The sequence below is a fragment of the Candidatus Rickettsiella viridis genome (assembly GCF_003966755.1).
Taxonomy (GTDB): Bacteria; Pseudomonadota; Gammaproteobacteria; order Diplorickettsiales; family Diplorickettsiaceae; genus Rickettsiella_B; species Rickettsiella_B viridis.
The window spans coordinates 152,557-171,282 of sequence record NZ_AP018005.1; the positions used below are offsets into that span (position 1 = coordinate 152,557).

At 38.9% G+C, this 18,726-nt stretch carries 14 protein-coding genes and 1 tRNA gene; 11 read left to right on the plus strand and 4 right to left on the minus strand.

Features of this window, described 5'->3' with window-relative positions; all coding sequences use genetic code 11:
* Window positions 1-157: 157 nt before the first annotated feature.
* Window positions 158-1,294 carry a hypothetical protein gene (locus DMP02_RS00740; protein WP_126322211.1) on the minus strand — a complete coding sequence of 379 codons (1,137 nt, stop codon included), beginning with the start codon at window positions 1,292-1,294 and terminating at the stop codon, window positions 158-160.
* 205 nt (window positions 1,295-1,499) lie between these two features.
* Here DMP02_RS00740 and DMP02_RS00745 point away from each other — a divergent pair, with 205 nt between their 5' ends.
* The 3 genes from DMP02_RS00745 to hemC all read left to right on the plus strand — a co-directional run bounded on the left by DMP02_RS00745 (window position 1,500) and on the right by hemC (window position 4,818).
* Window positions 1,500-2,714, plus strand: a complete 1,215-nt coding sequence (locus DMP02_RS00745) for a D-alanyl-D-alanine carboxypeptidase family protein (protein ID WP_126322212.1) — start codon at window positions 1,500-1,502, stop codon at window positions 2,712-2,714.
* 205 nt (window positions 2,715-2,919) lie between these two features.
* On the plus strand, window positions 2,920-3,810 hold the full coding sequence (locus tag DMP02_RS00750) for an acyltransferase (RefSeq protein ID WP_126322213.1): 891 nt from the start codon (window positions 2,920-2,922) through the stop codon (window positions 3,808-3,810).
* Window positions 3,811-3,879: 69 nt separating this feature from the next.
* A complete protein-coding gene (gene hemC, locus DMP02_RS00755) occupies window positions 3,880-4,818 on the plus strand; it encodes a hydroxymethylbilane synthase (protein WP_126322214.1) in 939 nt (312 codons plus the stop codon).
* Here the strand turns inward: hemC and DMP02_RS00760 are convergent.
* The 3 genes from DMP02_RS00760 to DMP02_RS00770 form a co-directional block, all read right to left on the minus strand.
* Entirely contained in the window at window positions 4,804-6,756 is a 1,953-nt protein-coding gene (locus DMP02_RS00760; RefSeq protein WP_126322215.1) for a hypothetical protein, read from the minus strand. The genes hemC and DMP02_RS00760 overlap by 15 nt on opposite strands.
* 262 nt (window positions 6,757-7,018) lie before the next feature.
* Entirely contained in the window at window positions 7,019-7,660 is a 642-nt protein-coding gene (gene nth, locus DMP02_RS00765; RefSeq protein ID WP_126322216.1) for an endonuclease III, read from the minus strand.
* Between the two features lies 1 nt (window position 7,661).
* Complete coding sequence (locus DMP02_RS00770; RefSeq protein WP_126322217.1) at window positions 7,662-8,309, minus strand: S24 family peptidase; 648 nt, start codon at window positions 8,307-8,309, stop codon at window positions 7,662-7,664.
* 211 nt (window positions 8,310-8,520) lie between these two features.
* Here DMP02_RS00770 and rpsO point away from each other — a divergent pair, with 211 nt between their 5' ends.
* The 8 genes from rpsO (at window position 8,521) to carB (ending at window position 18,716) form a co-directional block, all read left to right on the plus strand.
* Window positions 8,521-8,778 (plus strand): 30S ribosomal protein S15, encoded by a 258-nt coding sequence (rpsO, locus tag DMP02_RS00775; RefSeq protein WP_126322218.1) that lies wholly within the window; start codon window positions 8,521-8,523, stop codon window positions 8,776-8,778.
* A 98-nt stretch (window positions 8,779-8,876) separates the two neighbouring features.
* The gene (pnp, locus tag DMP02_RS00780; protein ID WP_197720786.1) at window positions 8,877-11,012 is read left to right on the plus strand and encodes a polyribonucleotide nucleotidyltransferase; all 2,136 of its coding nucleotides are present in this window, start codon (window positions 8,877-8,879) and stop codon (window positions 11,010-11,012) included.
* 127 nt (window positions 11,013-11,139) lie between these two features.
* On the plus strand, window positions 11,140-11,505 hold the full coding sequence (locus DMP02_RS00785; RefSeq protein ID WP_126323464.1) for a rhodanese-like domain-containing protein: 366 nt from the start codon (window positions 11,140-11,142) through the stop codon (window positions 11,503-11,505).
* A 37-nt stretch (window positions 11,506-11,542) separates the two neighbouring features.
* A tRNA-Leu gene (locus DMP02_RS00790) sits at window positions 11,543-11,629 on the plus strand.
* Between the two features lie 429 nt (window positions 11,630-12,058).
* Window positions 12,059-13,213, plus strand: a complete 1,155-nt coding sequence (locus tag DMP02_RS00795; protein WP_126322219.1) for a hypothetical protein — start codon at window positions 12,059-12,061, stop codon at window positions 13,211-13,213.
* A 175-nt stretch (window positions 13,214-13,388) separates the two neighbouring features.
* Window positions 13,389-14,465, plus strand: coding sequence for a beta/alpha barrel domain-containing protein (locus DMP02_RS00800; protein WP_126322220.1), 1,077 nt, complete (start codon window positions 13,389-13,391; stop codon window positions 14,463-14,465).
* Complete coding sequence (gene carA / locus DMP02_RS00805; protein ID WP_126322221.1) at window positions 14,465-15,517, plus strand: glutamine-hydrolyzing carbamoyl-phosphate synthase small subunit; 1,053 nt, start codon at window positions 14,465-14,467, stop codon at window positions 15,515-15,517. The genes DMP02_RS00800 and carA overlap by 1 nt, the downstream gene beginning before the upstream one ends.
* A 7-nt stretch (window positions 15,518-15,524) precedes the next feature.
* Window positions 15,525-18,716 (plus strand): carbamoyl-phosphate synthase (glutamine-hydrolyzing) large subunit, encoded by a 3,192-nt coding sequence (carB, locus tag DMP02_RS00810; RefSeq protein WP_126322222.1) that lies wholly within the window; start codon window positions 15,525-15,527, stop codon window positions 18,714-18,716.
* Window positions 18,717-18,726: the final 10 nt, after the last annotated feature.

Here is an 18,726-nt window from a genome sequence, read left to right on the forward strand (position 1 = left end):
AGGTTTAATACCTAATATGTGATTGTAAGTAAAGAGGGCTAGCTTATAAAGTGGATGGAATTGTCAGTTTTTACATCCTATGGGGCGACGGCTTAATTTTCCATGAAAAGAGTACCGTTAAACGGTACTCTTCTTTTCACTCATCACAGGTGTGCGCTTAATAGCTATTATTTGGGTGAAGATCCTTAGAGGGAAGCTCACAAGATATATCTTTATAGAGGTTAACAAAAGCTTTGATAGCGTCCACAATATCTCCTACATCGCTCTTAGCACGGAAAAAAGATTGGAAGGCCTCTGCTTGTACATCAGATAAAATTGAGTTTATAGCATTAATAAATTCTGTGTTATTAAGCTTTGGAGAAAACTCTGATAGCTTCTCGAAAATATCCTGTAAAAAGGCTCGTTTAGCTTGCCGTTTTAGTTCTTCTGGCCAAAAAAACTCGCGACGCTTATTGCGACTATGCGCTATTTGAGAGTCGAGGTCTGCTTTTTTATTTTCAATTTCCGTTAAAAGATATGCCCTATCTTCCTCAAAATTATCACCGCTTAATTTTTCAGACCGAAACTTACGATAGTAATATCCAGTTAATTCAGGTATTGCTGATTCAGTTGTATTAGCTAATAAGGGTGTTGTTGAATCGATAAGGGAAAGGGGGCGGGGTATGGTGGGCTGTTTGAAGTGCCTATATACGCCATAGGTAGTTGTTAGCATCAGCATGACTGCCGTACCTATTCCTGCAATCGCTAAAATGGGGGCCGATAGTAAAGGATTAAATATCAGGGTCGTGATAACACCTGTCAGAATAATAATGCCTATTAAGCTTGAAATCCCATTGTTAATCGTATTGTTTTTATAAAGATTTTTAAGCTTTAAGTGCGAAGCTGAGTTTTCGGGTGTTTTCCACCATTGATAGGCATTATAAAGACCTAAACCCGTATGATAAATAATCCCTGAGCTTATTACAGTGAGAAATAAACTATTGACAATAGTCACGCTGAGCCCGGCAAAAACAGCAGTAAAAACTAAGGCCGCTTTTGTAGGAACATAAATTAAGTCAAATGTTTTACCGAGATTTTTATTTTTAGCCTTACCAAAGCTCAATAGAGCAATTAAACTAGCAATTGCATCAGGGGTAATGGCAATAGGGAAGAGAATAGCATGGAGCCCACGCTCAAAAATTATTCGGATCCCCCCAATATTAGAGGTAAAAGTAAAGATAATACTGAAGAATCCTGCTTGAATGGAATGACTAAATAGGCTAATTTTTTCTAAATATTTCTTGCGCACACGCATAGGTAAACTCCTTTTATTTATGAATTTATACTATATATCGGCAGATAATATTATAAAAAGGTATTTTATTAATAAAATACCTTTTTATAATTGTTTTGTGAGTGACTGTAAAAGTGTCTAACTCTTGCAGTATCTTGCGAAGTCATTACAATAACTTCAATCTAGCCAGTTAATTTTTATTAAACTCTTATAAGGCGTCCTTTTTATGTTTAAGATACGTTCTTTCACCCCTCTCATTACGGGCTTAATCCTCACGTTATTTATGCCCATGGTTAAAGCGGATCCAATTATCCCTATTACGGCGCCTGGTACTATCAATACAGCGCCGCAACAACCCACGCTAACGCCTATTCCACCCAACATAAATGCAAAGGCTTATTTATTAATGGATGCGTATAGTGGGAGTATTTTGGCCAGTGGTAATATTGATGAGAGGGTATCGCCTGCTAGTCTAACGAAAATGATGACTTCTTATGTTATCTCGATGGCATTAAAAGAAGGGCGCATTCATCCTGAGGAGTTAGTGACGATTAGTGAAGCGGCTTGGAAAACAGGTGGCTCAAAGATGTTTGTTAAAGTGGGTGATAAAGTGCCTGTTAGTCAATTGATGCAAGGGATTATTGTTGACTCCGGTAATGATGCTTGTGTAGCAATGGCAGAATATGTAGCAGGTAGCCAGGAAGCTTTTGTGAGTCTCATGAATCAAGCGGCAGCTCGGTTAGGAATGAATCATACGCATTTTATGGATGTAGATGGATTACCGGATGCTAATCATTATTCTACTGCACGTGATATGGGTATTTTGGCCCGAGCACTTATTCTAGATTTCCCAGAAGATTATAAATGGTATTCACAAAAATGGTTTTCCTATAATGGGATTAAACAACCTAATCGTAACCGCTTATTGTGGCGTGATGCCAATGTTGATGGTATTAAAACCGGGCATACCAATGAAGCAGGTTTTTGCTTAGCGGCGTCTGGACTGAAAAACAATATGCGTTTAATCACTATCGTGATGGGTGCTCCATCGGATGAAATGCGTGCGCAAGATAGTCAAAAGTTATTGACCTATGGGTTTCGTTTTTTTGAGTCCCAAAAACTTTATAGCGCGAATACGAAATTAGCGACACCGCGCGTTTGGTTTGGTAAGAATTCTCAAGTCAATGTAGGTCTAGCACGAGATTTATACGCTACTTTACCTACAGGGCAAAACAAAACGCCCACCACTAAAATGGTATTTACATCTCATTTAATAGCGCCTATTAAAAAAGGTGATGTAGTTGGTCAAATTAATGTAGTATTCAATGATAAGCCTATTGCAACTGTTCCGCTTGTTGCGCTAGAAAATTTGCCTAAAGGGGGGGTGTGGCGCAGCTTAGTTGATCACACAAGCTTGTGGTTTCACAAAGCAAAAGCATAAGTTTGAGCTATGCTAAAAATATACTCACAGCAATGGGATTTTCGGCAAGGTGCCGTGAAAATGAAGCAACCAGTATGCATGATACATGAGGATTGCGAATTAAGCGCGGGAACACAGCCGAAAATTCAAGTGCGAGGAGTATAGCTAAAGATGTACTTATTAATTGTTATCCTGCGGTCAATCTGCAGGATGATTTAGTGTATTAATGATACTTTTCAATGGGTTAAGGGCAGCTATCGCGGCTATTCTTTACCTTATCAACTTAATTATTCTGTTTGTCCCCTTAGCCATTTTAGGCTTGTTCTGTTATTTATTTCCTCTAAAAATTTGGCAGCGAAAATGTAAATGTTGGATGGAGCATTTGCCCGTTTATTGGATAAAAGGTAATTATCTTATTCAAGAATTAACAACGTCTATAAAATGGGAAGTAAAGGGTTTAGATAAGCTTAGTTATAATGAATGGTATTTGCTTATTTCCAACCATCAATCTTGGGCAGATATATTAGTATTACAGCGGATTTTTAATCAAAAAATTCCGCCCTTAAAATTTTTTCTCAAAAGAGAGCTACTTTGGACATTGCCGTTTGCGAGTTGGGCTTGCTGGCTACTAGGATTTCCTTTCATGCATCGGTACAGCAAGAAGGTATTAGCTAAGCATCCCGAGTTAAAAAATAAAGATGTTGAAGCAACTAAGCGAGCTTGCATAAGGTTTAAGGCTATACCCACAACAGTGGCTAACTTTATTGAAGGGACGCGCTTCAGCGAAAAGAAACGTCAATCACAGCAGTCTCCCTATCAATATTTACTTCGCCCTAAATCAACTGGTATTGGATTTAGTTTGGCAGTTTTAGGCGATTTTTTTCATAAAATTCTCAATGTAACTATCATTTACCCTCCGAAAAAATCCGGGTTATTCCATTTTCTATCCGGGGATATAAAGAAAATAACTGTAGAGATAGAAGCCATACCTATTACGTCGGATTGGATAGGTGATTATCAAAATGATAGGCAATTTCGTGCAAGCTTTCAGAGAAAGCTCAATTACTTGTGGGAACAAAAGGATGAGCTTATTAAAAGGACACAAGCGCGTTATTAGACTTTAACCCCAGTTTGTAATTCACTAACTAGAATCATTGCATCGGTATTTTATTGAGAGAGGTTTGTTGTGACGGCAAGAAAACATTTGCGTATCGCAACTCGAAAAAGTCCTTTGGCTTATTGGCAAGCTAACGCAGTTAAGATGCAATTGGAAAAACATTATCCTTTTATGCGGATTGAGCTATTTCCTCTGGTTACAGAAGGCGATAGGTATTTAGAAACTTCGCTGAATAAACTAGGGGGTAAAGGACTTTTTGTTAAAGAGTTGGAAAAAGCATTGCTTAATGGCGATGCGGATATTGCTGTCCACTCTATGAAAGATGTACCTATGGATCTAGCAAAGGGATTAAAACTGACAGCTATTTGCGAAAGAGAAGATGTGAGAGATGTCTTGATCTCAACATCAGGAGAAAATATAAAACAATTACCGTCAGGATCAAACGTAGGTTCATCGAGTTTAAGGCGTCAATCACAGTTAATGGCTTTGCGGCCTGACCTTACTGTTCAAGTGTTGCGTGGAAATATAGGAACACGTTTAGAAAAATTGGCGGCAGGTGAATATGACGCCATTATCTTAGCGGCAGCAGGTCTGATCCGTTTGCAAAAAACAAGCTGCATTAGCGAATATTTAGAACCCAGTTATTTTTTACCCGCGCCAGGTCAAGGGGCGTTGGGAATAGAGAGTCGTTCAGATGATAATGAATTACTCTCGCTAATGGCCATTTTAAATCATAAATCAACTTATGACTGTGTGTCGGCTGAGCGTGCACTAAGCCGACAGTTAGCAGGTAGTTGTCAAGTTCCTATTGCTGCTTATGCAGAGTGTTTGCCCAATGAGCAATTGCGTTTACAAGGGTTGGTTGCAAAGCCAGATGGAAGTTTGCTCATAAGAGTAGAAAAGCATGGCAGTGTTAATGAAGTTGAAAAGTTAGGTATTACTGCCGCAAGAGAATTGTTAGCTCAAGGCGCAGATAGGATTTTACAAGACTTATCATGGTCTAGCTGATACTTTTTCAGTGGGAGTCGAATCAGTCATTGTTTTATTTTTATCTGAGCTCGATGGGTAAAGTAAACTTATGATCGGCGCCCTAGGTGATTCCCATCGAGCTATACGAGGATTTTTTAGAGTAGGATTACTTTCTTTATCTATATCAGTCATTGCTGCTCGTACAGGCTGTTCGCATGGCTTATCGGGTGTGGGATGTTGTTTATTATTTTTTGCTTCTTGTGGTAAAACACGCCCATTCGTTGCGACAGAAGAAAACTTATTTTCATTGATTTGTTGAGAATAATCTAAGTGTTCCAAAACATTCTCTGCTTGTTTTTCTTTGCTATGAGCCTCGTAAGCATAGTAAGAGCATACGGCAGCAAGCGCAGCAAAAACAACGATACAGGTAATGAAAACAGGTGCACTTAATGTAAGAGACGTCAAAGCGGCTATACTACCCCATATCACAAGGCGAAAAACTAAGCTGCCTATACCTATATGTTTGATAGCTTCCCATACTCGGTTTAACCCTCTTTTAATGCGTGTCCAATAGGGTTCTTCTAGACTAAAGCGACGCAAGAAACGATCATAGGTTTGTAATGATAAATCAGCTACTTTACTATTTGTTTCTTCAAGATGTTTAATTTTAATTGATAACTCTTCAAATTTTTTATTATGGTTTTTAACAGCGTGGATGGCACAATAAATTCCATAGCCTATGCCGGCTAACAGCGTAGCACCGGCTATTACCATGAAAATTGTCCCAAATATTGCTGGTGCGGCAGGGCCTGTTATTGACGTGCCTATGATGAGTCCGGTTATTAATTTAAACAGATCACCAAATAACCAGGTTGCAAAAAATGGATAAAAACAGCCACCTACAAATCCATGTAATGCCGCATGGACCTTGGAAAAACGGGGTTTGTTCAATGTTTTTTGTAAATCGCTGTGTAATTGTGAACCCTTAAAGTCTACTACAGGGAGGGCATTATGTTTTATAAATGCCTGACGTTTGCTGCATTCAATGATTCGTCTTTCGAATAGCGTTTTTTGTTGATTTTTTGTATTGATATCCGAGATGTTTTGAGTAGGTTCACCCATGCTGTATCCGAGTTGCCAGGCGAGACAAGCCATTGCAATCATAAGTGGAGGCAAGGCAATGCCTAGCACAATCGCTACGGGAAATAAATAAAAACCAAAGCCTACTAACCAATAAATAAAACTGGCGGAGCCTACGGCCGCCATAATTTTTTTACCCAAACTAGGGTTTGGTTTAATTGTAATTTCATTTAAGCTATTTTTATGGGCAGAAAACATTTTTTCCGCATAGTTTTTTGTAAGCTCGATGGAATAGCTGTGCGATTTACATTCAAACCTTGCTCCGTCCAACGTATTTTCTTTATTTAAAAAGATAACAACTTTATCAATTATTGCTTGAAAAAGTGTAGCTAGTGTTTCTTTCTTATTTTTTCCGTTTAAAAAATTTTGTAAATACTTAAGTTCTTCTTTTTTTCTACCCCAGCAAAAAAATTGGCGTTTATAACGTACAAATTTAGAAATGTCTGGCGAATAAAAATGGGCGGCAGCTGCTAAAAGTTTATAGTCATATTTACTTTCACCCATTAAAGTGAATATTTCACCCTCTTTTTTAGATTCTAATAAACGTCTAAAATAAAAGAAGTGACTTGTTTTTTCGCGATTTCTGATATCTCGATAAGCAGCGACATAAACGCCGATTGCGGCGCTGACGATTGCACCGCCGGCTATCAATCCGTCCCATGTTGCGGCATAACGGCTTGCGTTGATAGTGTCATATAAATAGAGTGGGTCATTAGAGCCTGCAGCACTACCGGCTATTACGTTTACATTGTGCAAAGGAGTTGCTTGGATTGAGTCAACAGCACTGATGGCTTCAGCACGTGACTTTTGATAAATATTTGCCGTAGAATCAAACATAAAAACCCGTTGGTTTAAAGTTGGTTTTTTAGCGCTTATCCTAAGACAGATTGATTTTAAAGAGTCATATAAAATCTTATCCTACCTATTAAGTATAAATAAATTATATTAAGGAAATCTTAAGGAAGCAGAGGGTGCAAAAGTGCAACCACTGGAAGAGTGCGTGCTAGGAAACGGTTGATAGTTGGAGCGGAAAGCGAAAATTTTTTAGCTTTTAGTATTCTGAACTTATTTTTATAAAAATAACTTAATGAAGACTTAACTATTTTTCATTTTCAAAACGTTTGGGGTATTCACAGAGATCTTGAATAATACATTCTGGGCATTTTGGTTTTCGTGCTAAGCAAGTGTAACGTCCATGTAAAACTAACCAGTGGTGTGCATTTTTCAAATAAGGTTTGGGTATGGTTTTAAGTAGTGTTTTTTCAACAGCGAGTGGTGTTTTTTCTTTAGCAAGGCCAGTTCTATTACATACACGAAAAATATGTGTATCAACAGCAACGGTGGGTTGATCGAATACGGTATTGAGAACGACGTTGGCTGTTTTCCGTCCTACACCAGGAAGCTTTTCTAAAAGCTCACGTTTTTCTGGCACTTTTCCTTTATATTGTTTGAGTAGAATTTCACAAGTGTTAATAATATTTTTTGCTTTGGTATTATATAGCCCAATTGATTTTATATGTTTTTTTAAGCCTTCTAAGCCAAGCGCGGCGATTGCCTCAGGCGTGCTAGCGGCAGCAAACAAGGTTTTAGTAGCGCGATTAACTGATTTATCGGTGGCTTGCGCCGAGAGAATAACCGCTATTAATAACTCAAAAGGAGAGCGGTAAACTAATTCTGTTTGCGGGTGAGGATTTTGTTTATTAAAACGTTGAAAAATAGCAAGACGCTTTTTTGCGTTCATGCTATTTTCTTTTTTTAAAATCCATTCTGGATTGAACCATGACACCTAAAAATTTATGTGGTTTATTTAATAACAAGGTTTTAAAGTCCGTGTTTAGTGGTTTAAGTATGGTGTGTTCACCATCAATTAAAACTTGTTTGAAATTTGGTAAGTCATGACCATCAATATGAATGATACTAAAATCTAAATTATTAGGTTTTAAGTCGGGGTCAATGAGAAGAACGGTTCCTTCTGGGAAGCGAGGCTCCATGGTAGTGTCTCTAACCGCAACCGCATAGGCATGCTGACTTAACTCAATATCTGTAGAAACCGTGGGTAAAGGACCTGATTTTTTGTTTAGATTAGGCCAAGCGAGTATTTGCTCCCAGTCTAACAGAGGGATTTGGCGCCAGCCTTGGGCGTCGGGATTAAAAGTGCCAGGAATACGATCAATGGGTAGGGGCTCATCACCAATTAGCTGGCTGATGGAAATAGCAAAGAAAGTTGCAATAGGGCTTAAGGTTGCGACCTTAGGGTTGTCTGTTTCACCCGAGCATATTCGGTGTACTACAGGTTGGCCAATCCCGGTTCGGCGGGCCAATTCTGATTCATTTATCCCTAATTCAGCCATTAATCCTTTGAGGATAGTGCTCATACTGCGGTTTTTCATATCATTGTTCACTTATTAGTTAGCGGTGATTTTATCTGCTAATTCTTATAATTTCTAGTGCTAAGGACTGGAGAGGCGGTGTGGGGCCATTCTAGCACGAGTGCCTCCTAATAATAGAGCCATTTAGTGGCAAATTAGTGATAAATAAGCCTTGTCAGGGGACAAGATTATGCATAGAATAGCGGGTCATTTATAAGAGGTAAAAGGTTTTATGTTGGCTAAAAGCGAAATAATGGCTAAATATCAGCGTTGTCCTGGCGATACGGGTTCGCCGGAGGTTCAGGTAGCTTTACTATCGGGGGCTATTGAACAACTTAACGGCCATTTCCAAGCACATAAAAAAGATAACCATTCTCGGCAGGGCCTATTAAAGAAAGTGGCTTTACGTCGAAAATTGTTAAAGTACTTAAAGAAAGTTGATCTACAACGCTATATGAGTTTGATCAAGCAACTCGGTTTGCGTGGCTAAGCATTGAGCTACTATTCTTCGATTAATATTCAGTTGAAGATGTTTTATTTTAAATGGGCGGGATTTTTCGCCCATTTGTTATTTTTGAGGGAATGTAAGTGTTAAATCCTATAAAGAAAGAATTCCAATTTGGCGCCCATATGATGAGTATAGAAACGGGTGCGATTGCTCGTCAGGCGACATCGTCCGTTTTAGTGACATTAGAAGGTACAACAGTATTAGTTGCGGTGGTGGGTCGTAAGCAGGCAGGTGAAACAACTGACTTTTTTCCATTGAACGTTCATTACCAGGAAAGGAGCTATGCGGCAGGCCGTGTTCCAGGGGGCTATTTTAAACGAGAAGGACGTCCAACTGAGAAAGAAATTTTAACGTCTAGGCTGATTGACAGACCCATACGGCCTTTATTCCCAGAAGGATTTCACAACGAAGTTCAAGTCGTTGCGACGGTCTTATCATCCAACCCTGAGATTAACGCGGATATTCCTGCGATGATTGGTGCTTCAGCGGCATTAGCCCTTTCAGGTCTACCTTTTAAAGGTCCTATCGGTGCGGCGAGAGTGGGTTATGCTCAGGGCGAATACTTGCTTAATCCTACATTTAAACAGCTTGAAACATCCGATTTAGATTTAGTCGTCGCGGGAACAGAAAATGCTGTATTGATGGTGGAGTCACAAGCTGCTGAACTTTCTGAAGAAATTATGTTAGGTGCTGTGCTCTTTGGGCAGCAACAGATGCAAGTTGCTATTCAAGCGATTAAAGCGCTTGTACAAGAAGCAGGTAAAACCGCATGGGATTGGCAGCCTAGCGCTCGTTTGGATGCTGCATTAGAACAGGCGATGACACAAGCATTTGAGCCATCAATCATTGAAGCGTATCAAATTCCAGAAAAGCTTGATCGTAAAGCCAAGTTGGATGAATTACGTGAAGCCATGACTCAGCGATACTTAGATGAAGAAAAAGGAATTAATGCTAAAGCGATTCAAGGGTTATTTGCTTCTTTAGAAAAAAAGATAGTTCGTCATCGTATTCTAGATGGTTTAGCGCGTATTGATGGTAGAGATAAAACAACCGTACGCCCCATTACTGTCCAGCCAGGGTTATTGCCGCGTACTCACGGTTCTGTGCTGTTTACACGTGGAGAAACACAAGCAATCGTGGTTGCCACGTTAGGTACAGATAGAGATGCACAAATCATAGAGGCTTTAGATGGTGAAGCACGTGAAACCTTCATGCTTCATTATAATTTTCCTCCTTATAGCGTAGGTGAAACAGGGCAAGTCGGAAGTCCTAAACGACGTGAAATTGGACATGGTAATTTGGCGAAACGCGCTTTACGTGCTGTATTGCCTAGCGAAACTGATTTTCCTTATGTATTACGCGTTGTTTCTGAAATCACAGAGTCGAATGGTTCTAGCTCCATGGCAACGGTTTGCGGCGCTAGTATTGCATTAATGGATGCCGCTGTTCCTCTCAAGAAGCATGTTGCGGGTATCGCAATGGGCTTGATAAAAGAAAAAGATCGTTTTGCCGTTTTAACGGATATTTTAGGTGATGAAGATCACTTAGGTGATATGGATTTTAAAGTGGCAGGAACTGCTGATGGTGTGACCGCTTTACAGATGGATATTAAAATCGACGGAATTACTAAAGAAATTTTAGAAATAGCACTGGGACAAGCCAAAGAAGGGCGCTTACACATATTGGGCATTATGGAAAAAGCTTTACCTGGCGCTCGGGTTGAAGTTTCTCCTTATGCACCACGTATTACTACATTAAAGATAAATCCGGATAAAATCCGTGATTTAATTGGTAAAGGTGGCGCGACTATTCGTTCTATTACTGAAGAAACAGGTACCTTAATCGATATTAGCGATGACGGCATTGTTCGGATTTCTACTTCTGACTTAGAAGCTTGTCAAAATGCAATAGAGCGCATTAAAAAGGTAACGGCAGAAGTAGAAGTAGGGGTTATTTATGAAGGTCCTGTTGTCAAACTTACAGACTTTGGTGCGTTTGTTAACGTATTACCAGGTCGTGATGGTCTAGTACATATCTCACAAATTTCTAATGACCGTGTTGAGAACGTGAGTGATGTACTAAAAGAAGGCCAAATCGTTAAAGTAAAAGTTCTTGAGATTGATCGACAAGGACGTATTCGTTTGACCATGAAGGAAAATGAATTAGAGACGGTAAACGAAACTGCAAACGAGACGGAAAACGAAATACAATCGTGATTAGTATACGCACAGCAATGGGATTTTTGGCAAGGCGCCGCGAAAACGAAGCAACCGGAGTGTATGTATGATACATGAGGATTGCAAGTTGAGCGGGAACGCAGACAAACATTCAAGTGCGAAGCGTATGCAGCATACATCAGGGTTTCTTAACCTAGTCGCTGATGCAAAATCTCGAATCACAGAGATAAGCATCAGCGATTTGGCTGATAAATTAATTAAGGTGCCTTTTTATTTGATTGATGTGCGAGAGTTAGATGAATATAAGCAAGGCGCAATACCTAATGCTATTCATCTCAGCAAAGGCACCATCGAACGTGATATTGAAAGGCTGATTCCTGATAATGCAGCGGATATCGTTGTTTATTGTAGTGGTGGTTTTCGCTCTTGCTTAGTGGCCGATAATCTTCAGAAAATGGGTTATCAGCATGTTGCTTCTTTGACAGGCGGAGTTCGTGCTTGGTTGGAAGCGGGTTATCCATTAGCAACTTAATGCTTTAAAGGTTGCTGAAAACCTATTTATTTGTGAAGCCGAGGTGGTGGAACTGGTAGACACGCAAGTTTCAGGTACTTGTGGGGTAAAACCCGTGGAGGTTCGAGTCCTCTTCTCGGCACCATTCTTTCGCTGGGTTAACTTCGATCTTCTCGACTATTTCTTTTTTGTGTTTTAAATATTTTTCTCCAGCTGTCTTATTTGGCCAAGTCCTAATCACTGTGATACTTGTTACGTTATTGTTTTTTTCTTTATGAATCTGTTATTAAATGTTTCCTCTTATGAGGAAGTATATATAAAGAGGTAATTTTTTTGGAGTAAGAAAGCAGTTTTATTATCTAAATTAGTGAATAATCTCATTATTGTTAACCATAAAGGTAAACATCTTAATAATCCCCTCATAATTATTTAATATTTGTTTAGTTTAATCCAGACCGCTCATATCATTTATTTTTTTAATAAAAGATTAATAATAATTTTAGAGCTTTTGTTAGTTAAAAATAGTAATTTTTTGAAAAATTATTATGGAATATAAATAAAAGGTGAAATTTAAGTGAAAAAAGAATTTTTCTTTGATAAAGAAAGTAATGAAATAATAGAAAATTGTATTAGAAGGCATAAGGAAATAAAAAGTGAAATTTATCATAGAAATGAAAGTAAACAATTAAAGAACTCTGTAGAATTAGCGGAAAATATAAGCGATATTAGTATTAATGATATTATTAAGATGCTGATCGCTATAAAATATGATCCTGATTTAAGAACGATGTCTATATCACTATCAAGAAGGAGCCAGTTATTTGATAAGCTAATTTTGATGAAATCGAATGATAAAAATCCTTGGGTTTTGAGAGTTCACATCTATCCAGTAGTAGATATGAGGGAAGGATTTGTTACTAATTTGGGGACTAAAGCAGATAGCGAATCTTTTGTTCACTTCCATAGATGGCAGCTCACTTCAAAGTTTATAACAGGTGGCTTTCTTAATAGTCAATATGAAGTTTTGAAAACAGGGAACCTTGAAACTTCTTTTCAAGAATATGAACTTGTGGCTACAAAGGATGCAGGGGCAGAGGGAAGAAAAGCAGTTTGGCGAGGCGTGGGATATCCTCAAAAAAAGGCAAGTGATATCTATCAGCAAGGTGATCACGTTCATTATCCAATAGAAATACCTCATAGAGTCGATACTTCGGCAGCAGGGTTATTTGGGAAGACGATAACACTTGCACACACCGGAGAAAGTCAAAAAAAGACCTCAACGTTCTATCTCAAAAAAGAAAGTGAGGGTGATGTTGTAGATAACTTATGCTATTCTGAAAAGGAATTTGATAGCGCTGTCGATACGACCATTACAACATTACAGCTTATTTTGTTAAATCAGGAATTAATAAATTTTGGATTTAAACGTTTTGGGCATGCTAATTCTTTGGAAACAGAGCTATTACCCACTATTGCTATGTGTGAGCTAGAAGAAAATTTTAAAGAAAAGGGTGATGACTCCAATTTGATTGCAGATACTATAAATAAGCATACTGATAAAATGGATAAGCATTCACTTAAGAACCTTATTGCTCGTTCGCAAGAGGTGCTCATGAACCAAGGGCTTTTTAAGCGAACCATCGCAGATATCCATAATCCAGAAATGCAAGAAGCGATTGCAAATAGGGGAAATAATCAGGTTCCACGTCACGTACTAGGTCAAATATAAGAAGGGCATTAATTTTGTCCTAATAGATTGGAGAGCGGATGGATTCTTACTTATATACATGGCCTTGAGGCAGGATTGCTTCTTAGGCCATATGGATGGAAGAAAATTAAAATAAGGGCTTGGTATTTTCTGTAAAATCAGGTTAAATAGGCCAAATTATTTCTAGCAAGTTTGCATGAGTAGCGTTTCGTCTCCTCTTTATGACATTCGTAAAACATTTGAAGAAAACTTCAGCGATCCTCCTTTTTCCTTAATAACTCCACCTTCTCGTTCTTGGCCTCCTAAAGCACAGTGGAAGCAATTCTTAGGTTTTTCATTGGCCTCTAACATTGGTGCGGCGGCTTGCGCCGTCACAACCGGCAAAGGTATTGCCTTATTAGCTCGTTTGGGATTTGATGTATTAACCTATAAAACAATTCGACGGCATGCTACGCCTAGTCATCCCTTACCCAATATTGTTTATCTTGCTAAAGAGACAGTACTGAGTGAATGGGATTTAGATAAACCACTTTATACACAAGAAAACCCCCTTCCAGCCGAAAAAATTGCGATTAGCAACTCATTTGGTAATGGTTGTTTAGAACCCGAAATTATTATCCAAGATATAGCTTTTGCAAAAAATAGCTTATCAGAAGGCCAAGTTTTAATAGTATCGGTGTATGGTGAAGGTGAATCTCTAGAAGCAATTGCAACTGAGTTTGCTGAAACAGCGCTGTTTGCGCAGCAAGCGGGTGCGGATATCATCGAACTTAATCTTTCATGTCCTAATTTATTAAAAGCAGGAGAACCTATTTATAAGGATGTAGAGGTGGTGAATAAGATCATTTCCCGTGTTTTAAGCCGTGTGGGTAATCGTTCTGTACTACTGGTGAAAATAGGTTTAGTTTCTGATACTGCTGTGCTGGGTAAAATTTTAGCTGCAATAGCCAAAGCAGGCGCGCGTGGTGTTAGTGCGATTAATTCTATTAGTATGCGTGTGCTTGACCAAACTCAACAACCCGCATTTGGGAAACGAATTTTTAGTGGTGTTTCTGGTTATCCCATTTATGCGCTTGCTTTACAGTTTATTAATAAAATTTCCCAGATTAATAAAGAACAAAAATTAAATTTAGCCATTCTAGGAATGGGGGGTATTACATTGCCAGAACATTTTAATGCGTTTTTCAATGCAGGGGCAGATGTCGCACTTTCAGCAACAGGGATGATGTGGAACCCTTACCTTGCGTCTCAATATCATCAACAAATGCAATAATGAAAACATTAATACCAACACGATTGCTGTTAAAAACAGGTGAAAGTTTTGCAGGATTTTCACCAGATTCGCAAATTAATAATCAAACAGGCGAAGTCATATTTAATACCGGTATGGTCGGTTATGTAGAATCGTTAACCGATCCTTCATACGCTGGACAGATACTTTGTTTTACCTATCCGTTGATAGGAAATTATGGTGTTTCTGCGCCCGGTACTTGGGAATCCGCAAAGATACAGGTGAAAGGCGTTGTGATGTCAGAACTTGCGCCTTTTTACTCCAGTGATTCGGCACAGTGTTCTCTGCTGGCTTGGTTAGAAGAGCAAAAAATTCCCTATATGACAGGTGTTGATACACGTGCATTGACACATTGTTTGCGTGAAAAGGGCGTCATTCCGGGGATAATGACATCTTCTGTTAAAGATCCTAAGGAGTTTATAGAATTTGATACGATTGATTGGGTGAAACAAGTCACTATTAGCGAACCTATTTATTATGGGAAGCACGGTAAAAAGATTATCGTGGTCGATTGTGGTATGAAAGAAAACATACTCCGCTGTTTGCTGCAGTATCCATTACAAATAAAGCGCGTTCCTTATGACTATGATTATAGCCAAGAGGATTATGATGGGGTATTTATTTCAAACGGTCCTGGTGATCCTATTTTATGCCAAAAAACGGTGACTATTTTGCAGAAAGTATTAGCTAAGAAAAAGCCTTGTTTTGGAATCTGTTTGGGCACACAATTGATGGCTTTAGCAGTGGGTGCCAAAACCTATAAATTAGTTTTTGGTCACCGTTCGCAAAATCAGCCCTGTATATATTTACCAACCGAGCGTTGCTATTTAACCTCACAAAACCATGGTTATGCCGTGGATGAGAAAACATTACCTGCCGATTGGAAGATATTATTTCGTAATCTGAATGATCAATCGGTGGCTGGTATTGAACATACAGAACATCCTTTTTTTTCAGTTCAATTTCATCCAGAGGCTGCACCAGGGCCAATGGATACACAATGGTTATTCGAACGCTTTTATCGCACCCTATAAAAAATTTATGAAAAAACAATTTAAAGGCAAAAAGATATTAATTTTAGGTTCGGGCGGTTTACGTATTGGTCAAGCCGGCGAATTTGATTATTCAGGTTCACAGGCGATCAAGGCATTAAAGCAAGAAAATATTAAAACCGTATTGATTAATCCGAATATTGCGACAGTACAGACAGATGCAAGTTTGGCGGATGAGGTTTATTTACAACCGTTAAACTTCAGCACCGTTGAACGGATTATTGCCAAAGAAAAGCCCGATGGCATTTTACTTGGTTTTGGTGGGCAGACGGCTTTAAATTTAGGTTTGCAGTTAGAAGAGAAAGGCGTATTAAAAAAACATAAGGTAACCGTATTGGGTTCATCGGTTGAATCGATTCGCCAAACCGAAGACAGGGATCTTTTTAAACTAGCGCTAAAAAAAATTGAAGTAAAAACACCATTAAGTATCGCGGCAAAAACCGTGCAACAAGCATTGAAGGCAGCCGAGAAGATCGGTTATCCAGTGATGTTGCGTTCGGGTTTTTCTTTGGGAGGCTTAGGTTCTGGAAAAATTCCGAATAAAGAAACCCTAGAGCAGCGTGCACATGAAAGTCTAGTGGCTTCTCCACAGATTTTGATTGAAGAATATTTGTTTGGTTGGAAAGAATTTGAATATGAAATCGTACGCGATAGGCAGGGTAATGGATTAACGATATGCAATATGGAAAATATGGATGCGATGGGCATTCATACCGGAGAAAGTATAGTCGTTGCACCGGCGCAGACATTAAGTAATGCACAACATCAATTTTTACGTAATATCGCTTTAAAGGCAGCCGATTGTTTTAATATTATCGGCGAATGTAATATACAGTTTGCGATTAATCCAGAGAATGGCGATTACCGCGTCATCGAGATGAATGCAAGACTTTCGCGTTCTAGTGCTTTGGCATCTAAAGCAACCGGTTATCCTTTGGCTTTTATTGCCACCAAATTAGCACTTGGATACTGTTTACACGAACTCAAAAATACCGTGACACAAGTGACATGTGCCTATTTTGAACCCGCATTGGATTATATTGTGGTTAAAATTCCACGCTGGGATATTCAAAAATTAAAGGCAGCGGAAAGAACGATTGGTACGGAAATGAAAAGTGTAGGCGAGGTCATGGCGATAGGACGTTCCTTTCCAGAAGCCTTGCAAAAAGCTGTGGGTATGTTAAATATCGGTGCTTCCTGTTTAAGCGATTATTCCGAGATCATTAAACATCCAGAAAAAGAAGTACAAGTTGCAACGGATAGGCGTTTATTTGCGCTTTATCAGTTTTTTTTACAAGGTGGTTCAGTTACCCAGGCGCAAAAATTATCGCAGATTGACCTTTGGTTTTTGGCACATATTCACGCAATAGCGGACTTAGAAAAGCAATTAACACAGACTAATTTAAATCAAAAATTACTGCTCCAATTAAAACAATCTGGATTTTCAGATCAAGCGATTGCACAACTAAAAAATAAATCTGTTAAGCAGATTCGTTCTTTGCGTTTAAAACATAAGATTATTCCTTATGTAAAACAGATTGATACCTTAGCCGGTGAATTTGCGGCACAAACTAATTATTTATATTTAAGCTATCATGCGGTAGAACACGATATAAAGCCGGCTGCTTTGCGGCCTATTGTGGTATTAGGTTCGGGGCCTTATGCTATCGGTTCTTCAGTTGAATTTGATTGGTGCGCGGTTAACACCGTGCAAACTTTACGTCGTTTAAAAGAAACGGCGATTATTATCAACTCAAATCCTGAAACCGTGTCAACTGATTATGATGAATCCGATCGCTTGTATTTCGAACAACTGACCTTTGAGCGCATACAGGATATTGTAGATTTTGAGCAGGCCAAAGGGATTATTGTTTCAGTCGGTGGGCAAATTGCCAATAATTTAGTACTACCTTTAGCCAAGGCGGGTTATCCCTTATTGGGTACCGATTCTAAATCTATCGATCAGGCGGAAAATCGAGAAAAGTTTTCTGCATTATTAAATAAACTGGCGATTGATCAGCCTGCTTGGGAGCGCATTACTAGCTTAAAAAAAGCCAAGGCGTTTGCAGCAGAGGTAGGATACCCCGTATTAATTAGACCTTCTTATATTCTATCCGGTGCAGCAATGAATGTGGTTTATGATCCCGAATCACTGCAACAGCACTTGCAAGCGGCGGCATTAGTTTCTCAAGAACATCCCGTGGTTATTTCTAAGTTTGTTGAAGAGGCAAAAGAATTAGAAATTGATGGTGTAGCACAGCAGGGTGAGATTGTTATTGAAGCGATTTCAGAGCACATTGAAAATGCGGGTGTGCATTCGGGTGATGCGACAGTTGTGTTGCCCCCACAAAAATTGTATTTAGAAACCATACGCCGTACTAAAAAAATTGCGCGACAAATTGTTAAAGCCTTGAATATTACAGGCCCATTCAATATTCAATTTATTGCAAAAAATAATGATATTCAGGTTATAGAATGTAATTTACGTGCTTCACGTTCATTTCCTTTTGTTTCCAAAGTAACCGGGCATAATTTGATTCAAATAGCCACCGAAGTGATGTTGGCTAAACATCAACCACAGCAGTATGAAACCTTAGAATTAGATTATGTTGGTGTGAAAGCAGCACAATTTTCTTATAGTCGTTTAAAAGGTGCTAATCCTGTTGCTCAAGTTGAAATGGCCTCTACCGGTGAAGTGGCTTGTATCGCCGATGATTTAGTCGAAGCATTTTATAAAGCCTGGTTAGCGACCGATCAAACAATCACCGAAAAGAAAATACTGCTGAGTATTGCGGATAATTACAAAGCTAAACTATTGCCTTGGATAAAGCAGTTAGATGAACAAGGCTGGTTGATTTATAGCACGGCAGGAACACACCAGTTTTTAAGTCAGCAAGATATTAAGTCTTCCTTGGTTAATAAAACCAGTGAAGCAAAAAAACCGAATATTAAACATTTGATTGGCCAGCGAAAAGTGGCAGCCATTATTAATATCCCTAGTTCAGCGACGGGGCTACAACGAACGGATGGTTTTGTAATTCGGCGATTAGCGATTGATCACCATATTCCCTTAGTAACCAATGCGCAAATTACCCAAGTTTTTCTACAAGGCTTAGTAACGCTGTGGGACAAAGAGTTGCCGGTGGATTCATGGCAAAGTTTAGTAGGAAAAAATAGTTAATTTAAATTGA